Origin of the sequence: Mucilaginibacter straminoryzae, from assembly GCF_022953055.1 — a bacterium.
GTDB classification, from domain to species: domain Bacteria; phylum Bacteroidota; class Bacteroidia; order Sphingobacteriales; family Sphingobacteriaceae; genus Mucilaginibacter; species Mucilaginibacter straminoryzae.
In genome coordinates, this window is sequence record NZ_JALJEJ010000005.1 from 174,802 (window position 1) to 188,683 (window position 13,882).

10 protein-coding genes are annotated in these 13,882 nt (G+C 44.1%); 4 read left to right on the forward strand and 6 right to left on the reverse strand.

Going from position 1 to position 13,882, the window contains the following annotated elements:
* Positions 1-10: 10 nt before the first annotated feature.
* Positions 11-853 (reverse strand): NAD-dependent epimerase/dehydratase family protein, encoded by an 843-nt coding sequence (locus MUY27_RS12725; RefSeq protein ID WP_245130412.1) that lies wholly within the window; start codon positions 851-853, stop codon positions 11-13.
* A 602-nt stretch (positions 854-1,455) separates the two neighbouring features.
* Between MUY27_RS12725 and asnB the strand changes: the two genes are divergently transcribed.
* A complete protein-coding gene (gene asnB, locus MUY27_RS12730; RefSeq protein ID WP_245130413.1) occupies positions 1,456-3,243 on the forward strand; it encodes an asparagine synthase (glutamine-hydrolyzing) in 1,788 nt (595 codons plus the stop codon).
* Positions 3,244-3,351: 108 nt separating this feature from the next.
* Here asnB and MUY27_RS12735 read toward each other — a convergent pair whose 3' ends face one another.
* Entirely contained in the window at positions 3,352-4,113 is a 762-nt protein-coding gene (locus MUY27_RS12735) for a phosphosulfolactate synthase (RefSeq protein ID WP_245130414.1), read from the reverse strand.
* A 179-nt stretch (positions 4,114-4,292) separates the two neighbouring features.
* Here MUY27_RS12735 and MUY27_RS12740 point away from each other — a divergent pair, with 179 nt between their 5' ends.
* Positions 4,293-5,363 (forward strand): AI-2E family transporter, encoded by a 1,071-nt coding sequence (locus MUY27_RS12740; protein WP_245130415.1) that lies wholly within the window; start codon positions 4,293-4,295, stop codon positions 5,361-5,363.
* Between the two features lie 33 nt (positions 5,364-5,396).
* On the opposite strand, the gene MUY27_RS12745 is transcribed toward MUY27_RS12740, so the two are convergent.
* Positions 5,397-6,800 carry a tetratricopeptide repeat protein gene (locus tag MUY27_RS12745; protein ID WP_245130416.1) on the reverse strand — a complete coding sequence of 468 codons (1,404 nt, stop codon included), beginning with the start codon at positions 6,798-6,800 and terminating at the stop codon, positions 5,397-5,399.
* Positions 6,801-7,042: 242 nt separating this feature from the next.
* Here MUY27_RS12745 and amaB point away from each other — a divergent pair, with 242 nt between their 5' ends.
* On the forward strand, positions 7,043-8,584 hold the full coding sequence (gene amaB / locus MUY27_RS12750; RefSeq protein ID WP_245130417.1) for an L-piperidine-6-carboxylate dehydrogenase: 1,542 nt from the start codon (positions 7,043-7,045) through the stop codon (positions 8,582-8,584).
* A 15-nt stretch (positions 8,585-8,599) separates the two neighbouring features.
* On the forward strand, positions 8,600-10,246 hold the full coding sequence (locus MUY27_RS12755) for a S8 family serine peptidase (RefSeq protein ID WP_245130418.1): 1,647 nt from the start codon (positions 8,600-8,602) through the stop codon (positions 10,244-10,246).
* A 673-nt stretch (positions 10,247-10,919) separates the two neighbouring features.
* On the opposite strand, the gene MUY27_RS12760 is transcribed toward MUY27_RS12755, so the two are convergent.
* The 3 genes from MUY27_RS12760 to gltX form a co-directional block, all read right to left on the reverse strand.
* On the reverse strand, positions 10,920-11,852 hold the full coding sequence (locus MUY27_RS12760) for a KilA-N domain-containing protein (RefSeq protein ID WP_245130419.1): 933 nt from the start codon (positions 11,850-11,852) through the stop codon (positions 10,920-10,922).
* The gene (locus tag MUY27_RS12765) at positions 11,849-12,115 is read right to left on the reverse strand and encodes a transposase (RefSeq protein WP_420846907.1); all 267 of its coding nucleotides are present in this window, start codon (positions 12,113-12,115) and stop codon (positions 11,849-11,851) included. Before MUY27_RS12765 ends, MUY27_RS12760 begins: the two co-directional genes overlap by 4 nt.
* A gap of 79 nt (positions 12,116-12,194) precedes the next feature.
* Positions 12,195-13,715, reverse strand: coding sequence for a glutamate--tRNA ligase (gltX, locus tag MUY27_RS12770; RefSeq protein WP_245130420.1), 1,521 nt, complete (start codon positions 13,713-13,715; stop codon positions 12,195-12,197).
* Between the last annotated feature and the right edge of the window lie 167 nt (positions 13,716-13,882).

Sequence of the window (13,882 nt, forward strand, 5' to 3'; positions counted from 1 at the left end):
AGATGGTTGATTAATCTTCAAGAAGTTTTTCGAAGGTATACTTTGGCGAATAACCCAGCAGCTTTTTAGCTTTATCGTAATTGTAAACCCGGTCTATACTTGCCGGAAACGTCCAGTTTCGCTTGGCATAAATCGCTTCCGCCTGCGGATAATATGTTAAGATCACTTCGCGCGGATCAGTCTTCAACTTTACCAGATCTTGCTTACCAAATGGGCTGCTGCTGGCGATGTTGAATACCTCGAAATCTGCGAATGTTTTATTTAAGGCTAAGTACAAGGCCTCTGCCCCGTCGCGTTCGTCGAGGCCGCGGTATAGGCGGTGATTGGCTTCCAGATTCGGATTTTCAGGCAAAAAACGCCCGACCCGATATACCGAGGTTTGCAAACCTTCTTTGTAGAAAAAGTCGCGGCATAGTTCTTCAGCGGTTTGCTTACTGATGTCGTAAATATCGCGGGGCCTTGCAGGTAATTGTTCATCCACCCAAACAGCTTGGGTATCGTCCACCATTGAATCGCCGTAGATAGAAGTGGTGCTGATGTAGAGAAATTTTTGAACCCGGTTAGCAACAGCTGCATTTAACAGATTGAGCGTACCATAAACATTGGTATCTAAAAAGTCTTCACGGGGATAATTCAAATCAAAGTGCTTCCCGTGAACTGCGGCTGTATGAATGATTGCGTCAATGCCAAGGCAGATTTCCGAAACCATCTTTTTATCCCGGATATCTAAAAGTACGTGGGTGGTGGGGCTTTCAATCACATCGGCACCGAGAACACCGATACCTGCTGATAATAACTTTTGAACAATCGCTTTACCCAGCTTGCCCGCCGAGCCGGTGACCAATACTTTCATCTTTATAAATTACCCAAAGGTAGCTAAATAAGCTTCCTCTGCATTTTCTGGTTCAAGCCGGGATGCGATCTACATAGTTGGGCAGCTTATGCTACAGATGTTCGGATAAAGCTCTACCAAGCTTGTGTTATCTAAAATTCACGCAAACAGGTTGTGAATAAGTGTTATGAAAACAGTTATTAATTATTAAAATTTATGGCTTGTTTAAAAGTCGTTATTTTAGCAGTTAGGTGTGATTAAACGCACATATATGCATTGAAATTATAAATATTTAATCAGTTAAGTAGCGATTTGCGCAGAGGAGATAAAAATTTAAACATAATTTAAACAATATAAATCATTCAAGCATCTTTTAATACCCCTATTTAACATGATCTTTTTTTACTCCCACTTCTGTAATCTACCCGTCATTCAATAAGCATATTATGCGAATGTATACTTCGTGTTAAGCTTATAAATCTTAATAAAAACTTCATAATCAATCCGTAATTTGTAACCAAAATGTTACAATTAAGCACGTTTTAATCTTTGCTAAAGGGGGAATTAGCAAGGCCGACGAAATATTAATTGACTTATTAAATAAACGCTCAACTTACTTTACAATGTGCAGAATTGCCGGTATTATTTCTTCTTCACAACAACCCAACGTTAATTCGAAGAAAGTTAAAGCCATGTGCGACCTATTAGCGCATGGCGGACCTGACGATGAAGGTCTGTTCGCTGATCCGGATGAAAAAATAGTCCTGGGACACCGTCGGCTTTCCATTATGGACCTATCCGCAAACGGCCATCAGCCCATGTCCGATCAGCAGCAAAAAATATGGATGGTATTTAACGGCGAGATCTATAATTTTCAGGAACTTAAAGAAGAATTGGTTGCGTATGGTGCTACCTTCCATTCACAGACAGATACCGAGGTAATTATCGCCGCTTATGCACAATGGGGTACTGCTGCTTTTTCAAAGTTGCGCGGCATATTTGCTTTTGCGCTTTATGATTCGGTCAAAAACATCACGCTGCTGGTAAGAGACAGCTATGGCGTAAAACCGCTCTACTATCACATACAAAATAACCAGCTGAGCTTTGCTTCTGAGGTAAAGCCGTTGGGGAAGGTAAATGATATACCAACAGACCCAAACTGGAAAATTCGCTTCTTAGCTTACGGGTACGTTCCCGAACCTTTTACAACGCTAAAAGGCGTATATAACATTCCTAAGGGAAGTTATATGTGCTGGGATAACCAGACAGGCAAGTACACTATTGAAAGATATCACCTATCGTTTAAACAGCATACTAAAATTACTGATCTACGCATAGCTGAAGAGGCCGTTAGAACTGCGCTGGGTAAAGCGGTAAAACGCCAGCTGATGGCGGATGCACCTATTGGGGTATTTTTAAGCGGCGGTATTGATTCAAGCATATTAACGCTGTTGGCAAACGAGGTAAATAACAGCTTATTAAAAACTGTATCCATTTACTTTAGCGAAAAAACCTACGACGAGTACAGTTTCCAGGCCCTGATTAATCAGAAAGTAAAATGTGAACAGTACACCCATTTGATAAACCAAAAAGACCTGGACGATTATCTGCCCCAGATCTTAGAAGACATGGACATGCCTACAACTGATGGCATCAATGCGTGGTTTATCAGCAAGTACGCAAGTGAAGCAGGGCTGAAAGCCGTTCTTTCGGGTTTAGGCGCCGACGAGCTTTTCGGCGGCTATCCGTCTTTTGAGCGGATCGGGTTTTTAAAGGGCTTGAAAAAGGTTCCCAATGCGATACTTAGGGCCGGTGCTAATTTCGCTGATGAAAAGTTCAGAAAACTTAGCTATGTAAAATACGATCACCCGGTGGCAAACTACCTTTTCCTGAGGGGGAATTATTCTCCGGAGGAAATAGCAGGCATTTTAAATACCACGGCCGTACACGTTATCGAAGTACTTTTAGATGAGCATACTAACTACTCGTCTAAACAGTTTGAAAAAACTGACGCATCATGGTATGAGATGAACATGTACATGCAAAACCAGTTGTTAAAAAATTCGGACGTGATGGGGATGAGACATGCCCTGGAGATACGTGTTCCGTTTTTGGATGAAGATTTTGTAGAAACTGTACAAAATATCGTGCCCGACGTCCGGTTCCAGAATCAATTACCGAAAAAGCTACTGGTAGATTCTTTTAAAGACATACTGCCCAGAGAGATTTGGGACAGGCCAAAAATGGGATTCACCTTCCCCCTACAAGAGTGGATGCGAAAAAACCCGATGATTACAGATCCCGCCTTGTATAAAAACAAACAAGCCCGCAAAGCGCTCGATCTGTTCAACAAAGGGCAGGTACATTGGGGTAAATTGTACGCCTTGTACCAGGTACAATATTATCAGTAAGCGTTACTGATTGCTTCCCGGAAAACAAATAGCGCCAGAGGATGATTAATATCGCTCTGGCGCTTTATTTTTAAAAGCTATTACCGGTGGAAATTTCCGGCTATGCTATTATTGATTCAAAAAATGATCGAACGTATCACTGCGGATGCCCAGACGTAGCGTTTCCAGCGGGATCAGGTCGGCAGGTGCAATGTTGCCCAGGTTGACATTGGCGCCAAGTAATTTAATAAACCAAACCTGCTGCGCTTTTTGCGGCGCTTCCCAGATAATACTATCCTGTGGGATTTTGGTCAGGATTTCGTCCACCAGCCCCTGGCGTACCTCGCCCGAGTCGCGATAGATGCCCACGTTGCCGCTTTCGCGCGCTTCAGCAATCACCTTCCAAGATCCGGCCTGTAATTCTGCTTCCATCAGCTGGATCCATTTATAAGGTGCAAATATCTTCTGCACATCTTTAGATCCTACTTCAGAGATCACCGTCACCATTTTGCTCAGCTTATAAATGTATTCGCATTTCTGGTCCTGCGGAATGGTGATCGAACCGTCTGATACTTCTGCGTGCTGCATCCCATAGCGTTCCAACGTTCGGCAGTACTCATCATATTGTCCGCGGATGATAAAGGCTTCGAAAAGCGTTCCGCCAAAGTATACCGGGATTCCGGCATCGCGGTAAAGCTTTAGCTTTTCATTAAGGTTAGGCGTAACATATGATGTTGCCCAGCCTAATTTAACAATGTCTGTATACTCGCCGCAAACCTCAATAAAGTCTTCAACCTGGCGTAAGCTGAGCCCTTTATCCATCATCATGGTCATGCCGCTTGTTCTTGGCTTTGCAGTTCTTTCTGGCAGATTGTTTAAATGATAATTCATTGTTAAATTAAAGTTATAACCTATAACAAAAAGTATTAACGCGTCAAATATGAGGATATTTTCATAGAGTTATGCTTTGATATAGAAATTTGACAATTAAAATTATACTGCCTGCAGCGCATTATTTCAAACAATATAGGTCTTAAACGCTTCAATAGGTGATACCCCTCCCTTTGTTTATGAACATACGACAGAACAAGAGAGAAAATAAGGAAGATAATTACAGCTACGTAGAAAAAGTGTGGATTGCGGCAGGAAGTGTCGCCCTGCTGGCCATCCTGATCTTGATTGTCAGGGTAGCATTTAACGTACTGCTGATGGTAGTAGCTGGCAGCCTGATTGCCGTTTACTTTCACGGCCTGGCAGATGCCATTTGCCGGTGGACCAATTGGCGCAGGGGCATCTGTATGCTGATCTCCGTACTGGGGACTTTTATAATCGCCGGTTTGCTCTTCTGGTTTATGGGCAGCAGGATCCAGCAGCAGGTGAGCACGTTAAGCCAGGATTTCCCAACGCTGTTGGATAAATTGGAACAACAGGTGCGCAGCTACCCGTTGGGCGACCGCATGCTGAACAATTTCTCTGGCGATAATATGCAGAAGGTGACCACTACCGTGCAGAAGTTTTTCCGTACCAGTTTTGGTGTGATCGGCGATATGTATATCATCATGTTCCTGGGTATATTTTTCACCATTCAGCCAGATCTTTATAAAAAAGGAATCGTTAGGCTGATCCCCAGAAGAGGGCAGCAGAAAGCACGTGACGTGCTGGACAGGCTGAGTTTTGTATTAAAGGGCTGGCTGAAAGGAATGATGGTAGCAATGGTGCTGATCGGTGTGCTGACGTTCGTCGGGCTTACGATTATTGGCATACCGATGGCTTTGGCTTTGGCGGTAATTGCAGGCCTGCTGAACTTCATTCCCAACTTTGGTCCGCTGATGGCGATGGCCCCGGCGGTACTGCTTGGGTTGGTGGACAGCACGCAAATCGCAATCATCGTGGCCGCACTTTATATCCTGATCCAGACGCTGGAAAGTAATATCATCACCCCTACTATTCAACGGCGTATGATTGATCTGCCACCGGCCTTGCTGATCATCGGGCAGGTGATGATGGGCGCGCTTTCCGGTGCGTTGGGTATTATCCTCGCTACGCCGCTTTTAGCAATTACCATGACCTTGGTGAACGAATTGTATATAAAGCCGAACGAGGAAGCAGAGGAACTGATTATAACAGAAAAGCCGGACTGATGTAGCCCGGCTTTCATATTGACTCTGTGTTTATCAGTGCATGTATCTACTGATAATATCGATAATGATCTTGTTCTTCTGCAATTGCGGCAGGTAATCAAACAAGATGTAATGCTTCTCCGGATCGGCTTTCAGCGCCATCTCCAGATAAGCTAAAGCTTCGTTATAATCTCCCCGGGCAAAAAGGTAAGCTACCATGCGGTAGTATAGTTCTGCCGTTTCAGGGTTGTTTTTAATAGCGTCAGATACCACATCAATGGCATCATCCAGGCGCTCCTGTTCGTAAAGGATAGATGAATAATCCAGCCAGGCATCTGCATCCAGCGGATTAAGCTCTACCACCTTTTCGTAGGCTTTTTCAGCTTCGGGCAAGTGGCCCAGTTTGTATTCGGCGTCGGCAATGGCAAACCAGTAGTCTGCGTTGATGCTGTCCAGATCCAGCGCTTTACGGTAAAAGTGCAGCGCCTCGAAATAACGTTCTTCAAAATCAAGCGTAACGCCGATACCAAACCAGGCGTCGCCCAGTTTAGAATCCATCCTTACGGCCTTTTTGTAAAAAGAACGCGCTTCGTCCATCTGCTCCAGCTTTTCGTAGCATTCGCCAATGGCACAATAGGTATCGGCATTAGGCTGCTCGTACTCAAACGTCTGGCGGTATACCTCAATGGCTTCAGCATATTTTTCCAGGTTTACCAGCGCGTTGCCTTTGTTAAAGTAAGCAGAGGCAAAGCTGTCCTTGATCAGTATGGCGTAATCATAGGCATCAATCGCCTTTTCAAACAAACCTAATTTGGTATACGCGTTGCCTAAATTATACCAGGCCGCATAGCTGTAAGGTTCGTTATCGATATATTGCTGATAAAACTGTACGCTTTCTTCCTGGTTGTCCATCACATCATAGCAAAAAGCCAGTTCGTAAAGGGCATCCTGGTTTTCCATATTATATTCCAGGCAGCGTTTCAGGTATTTAATAGCCTGCTCGTAGTCGCCCATGTTCTGATGCACGTAGGCGATGTGCAGTAAAATATCATCCTTTTCTTCGGCCATATCCAGGGCCTTTTCGTAGTTCTCCAACGCTTCGTCAAAGCGCTCCAGGTTCTCGTAAAGGTTACCGCGGATAATGTAAATATCGGCGTCAGAAGCTTCTAACAGCTCTGCCTTATCCAACGCTGCAAAAGCCTCGGAAAGGCGGTTGGTAATTACCAGCAGTTGTGCTTGTTTGATCAGGAATACAGTCGCGAATGGATGTTGGTTTCGTGCATATTCAACAACCTGCAAAGCTTTAGCAGGATCATTTTTTTCTATGTAGTAGTCGATGATATTCTCAAAGGCTTGCGCATCAAAAAAATACTGATCGTGGTTGCGGATCATTTCCTCGTATCTTTCAACGGAAAATTTAGGATCCTCGGAGTAACCGAATTCAAATTCTTCTTCCATTCGATAGGTTTTAATGTTTAGACTGAGAAAATCAGTAAAAGTGACACTTGCTGCCTCTTTTTCGTTATCAAATTACAATAATAAGACAGGTTGCCCTAAATTAGTTTTCCACAAATACACATTTTCAACAGGTGAACGTTGTAAGTATTTGATAATTAAATAAAAGCAAAAGGCTTAAATTTTTCAACCTTTGGTTACGTTAACCGCTTTGCAGATACTTATTTTTGGAAAAATATACCGCTATGAAATTCGATGTCGGGGAAGTGCTCAGTCACTTTAATATAAACGAAACAAACCCTGCTTTTAGTACAGGCAAAAATGCGGGCAGCAGTGCAGATGCGGAGGCAAGGGCGATCACCTCGCCGGTAGACGGGCTGAAGATTGCTACGGTGCAAATGGCGACTGCTGCCGAATACCATGCCGTTGCCGAACAGGCTGTTATTGCCGCCAAAAGCTGGCGAGGCTTGCCTGCCCCGAAACGCGGCGATATCATCCGGCAGATTGGCCTGGCGCTAAGGGAAAATAAAGATATGCTGGGCAAACTTGTCTCTTACGAAATGGGGAAAAGCCTGCAGGAAGGCTGGGGCGAAGTGCAGGAGATGATTGATATCTGCGATTTTGCCGTTGGCATCAGCCGGCAGTTATACGGGCTGACGATGCATTCGGAACGGCCGGGGCACCGCATGTATGAACAGTACCACCCGCTGGGTGTAGTGGGTATTATTTCGGCTTTCAACTTCCCGGTAGCGGTATGGAGCTGGAACGCTATGCTGGCATGGGTGTGCGGCAATGTTTGCATCTGGAAGCCTTCTGAAAAAACACCGCTTACGGCTTTGGCCTGCCAGCATATTGTGCAACAGGTTTTTGCCGAAAATGATATAGACGAAGGCGTATCCTGCTTAGTGATCGGCGATCGCGCCATCGGCGAGCTGATGGCAGCAGACCACCGCGTTGCTTTGGTTTCGGCTACCGGTTCTACCCGGATGGGTAAAGCTGTTGCGGCTACCGTAGCGCAGCGTTTGGGCAAATGCCTGCTGGAACTGGGCGGCAACAATGCCATCATCATTACCGAGAATGCCAGCCTGGATATTGCTTTAGTAGGTGCGGTATTCGGGGCGGTAGGCACGGCCGGACAACGCTGTACTACTACCCGCAGGCTAATTATCCACGAAAGTATTTACGAACAGTTTAAGCAAAAACTGGTAAGCGCTTACGGGCAGATCCAGATTGGCAACCCATTGGACGAACATAACCATATGGGGCCGCTGATTGACAAATATGCAGTAAACGCTTATCTAAATTCAATTGAACAGTGTAAAGCACAGGGTGGGAAATTTATAGTTGAAGGCGGCGTTTTAGAAGGGCCTGGCTTCGAATCTGGCTGTTATGTAAAACCATGTATTGCCGAGGTTGAAAACCATTTCGCAATTGTTCAGCACGAAACCTTTGCGCCTATTCTTTACCTGATCAGGTACCATACTTTAGACGAGGCGATCGAACTGCAAAATGCCGTTCCGCAGGGACTGTCTTCTGCTATTATGACGAATAATTTGCGCGAAGCCGAACAATTTCTGTCTTTTGCAGGTTCTGACTGCGGAATAGCCAACGTTAACATCGGTACCTCTGGTGCCGAGATCGGCGGAGCTTTCGGAGGTGAGAAGGAAACCGGTGGCGGACGCGAGTCTGGTTCGGATGCGTGGAAAGCTTACATGCGGCGACAAACCAACACCATCAATTATTCAACTCAGCTTCCGCTTGCGCAGGGCATTAAGTTCGACCTATAACTACTTATACTTTTTATGAAACAATTTTTGCGGCGCGTTGCCGGATTAGGTATCTGCTTATCCTTATTATCAGAACTTGCTGTTTTTGCACAACCAGCCGCTCCAAAACCCGTTCTTCCCCAAAACTGGTTTGCCCTCGATCAGAAAACCGATGGTTATTACGGCATCAGCCTGGCACAAGCCTATCAGTTTCTGAAAGGCAAAAAAAGCAAAACGGTAGTGGTCGGCGTGATTGATAGTGGTATTGATACCTTACAAAAAGACTTGCGCCCGGTATTGTGGACCAATACCAAAGAGAAACCCGGTAATGGTAAAGATGATGATGGCAATGGCTTTATAGATGATGTACATGGCTGGAACTTTATCGGTGGTGCCAATGGCCAATGCGATTGTAAAGAAACTTCTGAAGAAGTGCGCGAATACGAGCGCCTGAAAGGTAAATACGCCAGCATTACCAATCCGCCTGCTACACCAGATTCTGCTTTTGCATACTGGCTACTGGTTAAGCGCCTGCGCGACTCTACCGTTAACAAGGCAGAAACCGAGCTGAAACAACTAACCCCGATTATGAGCGCCATGGTAGAAACCAGTGCGATCATCAAAAGGGCTTTAAAACTGCGTGCCGACCAGGGCTTCAAACTTGCCGACCTGAAGAAGCTAAACGCCGCTAATGATACACTTAATGATGTGAAGCTGCTCTGGACAACCATGCTAAGCGCGGCTGACCCAAGCGCGACCAGCACTAAAATGCTGAAAGATTATTCGGACTATATGGCCAAGCTGAATAATGACGTTAACCCCGACCTGGAAGTAAGAAAACGTACCGTTGGTGATAACCCGGATGTATTGAAAGATAAACCTTATGGCAACAACCAGGTTAAATCAGAACAATCTTTCCACGGCACCATGGTTTCGGGTTTTATCGCCGCCGTAAGAAATAACGGCTATGGCATAAATGGTGTGGCCGATAATGTGAAGATCTTACCGGTAGTGGCTTCGCCCGATGGTGACGAATACGATAAGGATGTAGCCAATGCGATTTATTACGCCGTAGATAATGGTGCGCGGATCATCAACATGAGTTTTGGCAAAAAACTTTCACCCCATAAAGCCTGGGTGGACGCCGCCTTTAAATATGCTGCCAAGCATGATGTGTTACTGGTTTTAGCCGCCGGTAATGATAACCTGGATATTGATAATACGCCTGAATACCCGAACGATACTTTCTTAGATGGTTCTGCTACTGATGCGGATAACGTGATCTTTGTAGGTGCATCGGGCCCTAAAAAGGGTGAGAACCTAGCCGCTGAGTTTTCCAACTATGGCAAAAAGAACGTGGACGTTTTTGCACCCGGCACGCAGGTAACATCGGTTGCTTTAAACGGCGACACCGAAACAGAGGACGGTACCAGTTTTTCATCTCCCATTACGGCAGGCGTTGCTGCGCTGGTGGCAGAATACTACCCGGACCTGAGTGCAAGGCAGCTGAAACAGGTAATCCTGCAGTCGGCGAAACCGCTTAATGGCTTAATGGTGAATAAGCCCGGCACGCAGGATAAAGTAGATTTTACCACGCTGAGCAAAACAGGCGGTATTGTGAACGCTTATGAAGCTTTACAGGTTGCGTCGAAAATGAAGGGCGAAAGAACTGCGGCTAAATAAGCACTGCTATTGAATTGATTCATAGGAGATAACAGAATGACATTTCGGCAATCACCCCTTCCACAATGGGTCGATAAAGTAGAGACATGATACATTATGTCTACCTAAGCCAATAAGACGCGAGGTATCGCGTCTCTACAGCTCCAATAAACTTTCAGCAATCAACCTTTCGACGATGGGGCTATAAAGTAGAGACACGATACATTGGTAACTATATAAATCCAAAGAAATATTTTCCATATCAGAAGAAGAAAGACTGTTATCCCTGCGCTTCAAGTTGCCAGAAGTAAGCGATTTGCGTGAGACTTTGCTTGAAAGCGTTTTTTTCTGCGATTTTAGTATTATTTTTTGCCTTTCAAGTTCAGATTTATACTTATTAAATAAGTATCCATCAAATGAAAGGCTGTATATAGTTTCTTTATGCCTTTCGCTATATACTATTTTCCTTGTGTCTAATAACCATCACGCACAAGTTTTATCAAGGCTCTATTTAGTCCGTGTAAATCTTCACTAAAGTCTTTTTTTCACCATCTTAAACTAATTAGTAAAGTTCATGGTCTTTAATATTATCTTTAAAATACCTCAAAAGGGTATCTAATTTTTCAATGGGGTGGTAGCATATTCATAAAAAAAGAGGCTTGGTTGAGCCTCTTTTTTTATGAATAATAGTTGATTATTTTTCTTTGTCTTTTGGATTGTAATTCAAAGCTGTTTTAAGTTTATCATTGACGTCTGAAAGAGGTTCTTTCGGTATTGTTTCAATTCTTTTCCTTTCAGGCAAGTATGGGCTACGAATTTGCTCTTCCGTATAATTTGATGCTCTCAGGGCTTTTAATTGTTGTTGCGCTGCTTGCCTCAACAAATTAAGTTTTTGAGCTTTGTCTAAACCATTTTGATTAAAAACCGCATTTAATCCCTCTAAATTAGATAATACGAGTAATTGATGCGCATCAGCTATATCTCTAACATTAAAATTTTGCAATGCTAGTTGAGGATTTGCCTCTCTCCATTGTTTGGCAGTAAAGCCGAACATTGCAATATTTAAAATGTCTGCTTCTTCGGCGTATATCCATTTCTTTTTTTCTTCGTCAGTTATTTTGGGGATAACATATTGTTGAATTGCATTTGTATGTATTGCATAATTAGCTTTACTTAAAAAACGTCTGTAGTCCCATTCGGAATTTAACCGTCTTTGCTCTTCTTCCTTTAGTTTTTGAAATTCTTTTACGAGCAACAGTTGAAAGCGAGGGCTTATCCACATTCCAAATTGAAATGCTATATCTCTGTGAGCATATGTCCCCCCATATCTGCCTGTTTTTGCACTAATGCCGATTGCTCCTGTTTTTTCTATCCAGTCTTTTACAGACAATACATAATTATTCCCGCCGGATGTATTTTTAATTATACCGTATTCGGTATAATTAAAATTCGGATTATTCATGGCTTCCCATTCACCCAAATATTCAATAGTGTTTTTAGTGCTTAACCACTTTGTGATCACTATATTCTCATGTTGGCTTTTGGCCATGTCCGTTAATGAAATGTAATCGTTTTCATTTATGGTGAATAACGATATTTCTATGCCTTCCACATTAATTTTACTCATTTTGTTAATTGGCTATAGGTTAACCGGTCGGTGCAATCTGAAAGCAAGGAGTTGAAACGGCTGCAATCCGTATCTTTTCTACTGTTATATCTAAAGGTAAATTCATCTGCATACTTTTGCAAGTGTCTTGGAGATACATAATGATAAATACCAATCACCATTGGGTCAAAAAGAGAAAAGCAACCTTCAATACTATTGGTATAATTAAAGCCTCTGACATTTTCTTTAACTAATTTATAGTAAGTATTTACGGTATCAGTCATATAGTTACCGATACATCCTGTCTCCCTAAGCCTGATAAGACGCGAATATCGCTTCTCTACGAGTATTATTCTGAAAGACTTATGCCGTAAACTCTTTTAAGGCTAAACCAATCCGCCGGATGGTTTCTTCTTTGCCCAACAATGCCACGATATCAAATACGTGCGGGCCAAATTTGCCGCCAACCAGCATCACGCGGAATGGCAACATCACGTCGCCTATCTTCAGGCCTTTTTGCTCGGCAAGGGCTTTAAAATCTGCTTCTAAACCTGTAGCCTCCCATTGGCTGGCTGCTTGTAAAGATTCTGACAGGGTATTAAAGAATTCTGTTTTGGCATCCGTCCATTTAGGTTTTACGGCATTCAGATCATATTCCTTTGGCGCTTCAAAAAAGTAGCCGCCTTGCTGGTAAAAATCAGTCAGTAAGGTACAGCGGTCTTTCACCAGGTCGATCACCTTTACCAGGTAATCTTCATCCGATACCGTAATTCCCTTATCATTTAATATCGGTACTACACGTGGTTTCAATTCATCAGCGCTTAAGCGTTTGATCCATTCCGCGTTGAACCACTTCGCTTTTTCAAAATCAAACTTCGCTCCCGACTTATTTACCCGCTCGATGGAAAACTGCTGAATCAACTCGTCCAGTGAGAAAACCTCCTGGTCTGTTCCGGCATTCCATCCCAGCATCGCTAACAGGTTGTTAAATGCTTCCGGAAGAAAGCCCAGCTCACGGAAGCCCGGCGTCAGTTCGCCTGTTTTCGGATCCGTCCAGTTCATGGCATATACCGGGAAGCCTAAACGCGCGCCGTCGCGCTTGCTTAACTTGCCGTGACCGTCTGGCTTCAGGATCAATGGCAGGTGTGCCCATTGCGGCATCTGTTCTTTCCAGCCCAGGTATTCCCAAAGTAGTAAGTGAACAGGCGCCGATGGCAGCCATTCTTCGCCGCGGAAAGCGTGGGTGATCTGCATCAGGTAATCGTCAACTACTACGGCCAGGTGGTAAGTTGGCATACCGTCGGCTTTCAGCAGTACTTTATCATCAGAAAGATTGGTATCGAAGCTTACAAACCCGCGGATCATATCTGTAAAGCTGACGGTTTCATCCGTTGGCATTTTGATGCGGATCACATGCGGCACTTTTTCGTCCAGCAATTTGTCTACCTCATGCTCCGGCAGCGAAAGCGAGTTACGCATTTCATTGCGGTAAGCATGCCCGTATTGAAAGTTAGGCACGTCTTTACGCTTCTGCTCCAGCTCATCCGGCGTATCAAAAGCGTAATACGCATGTCCCTGCGCCACTAAACGCTCTGCATATTCTCGGTATAACGCTTTACGTTCGCTTTGGCGGTAAGGTGCAAACGGGCCGCCAATTTCGGGGCTTTCGTCCGGAAACAGTCCGCACCATTTTAAACAATCCAAAATGTATGCTTCAGCACCCTCTACATAGCGGTTTTGGTCGGTATCTTCTATCCGCAAAACAAAAGTGCCGTTGTGCTGCTTTGCAAAAAGATAATTAAATAAAACCGTACGTACGCCGCCAAGGTGCAATCCACCGGTTGGGCTGGGCGCAAAACGCACCCTTACTTTCTGGTTACTCATAGTGGGGGCAAAGATAGGCTATTCGCCCGAAAGTCGGTGAGTTGATCAGACCTTGAGTCCGTTAGTTTGCAAGAGCGACAGCCGATTAGTTTTTCAGATAATAAAAACGAGATAATACGTTGATATGTTGCCAACGGCCGGACTAACATTTAAAGAAAAATAACTTA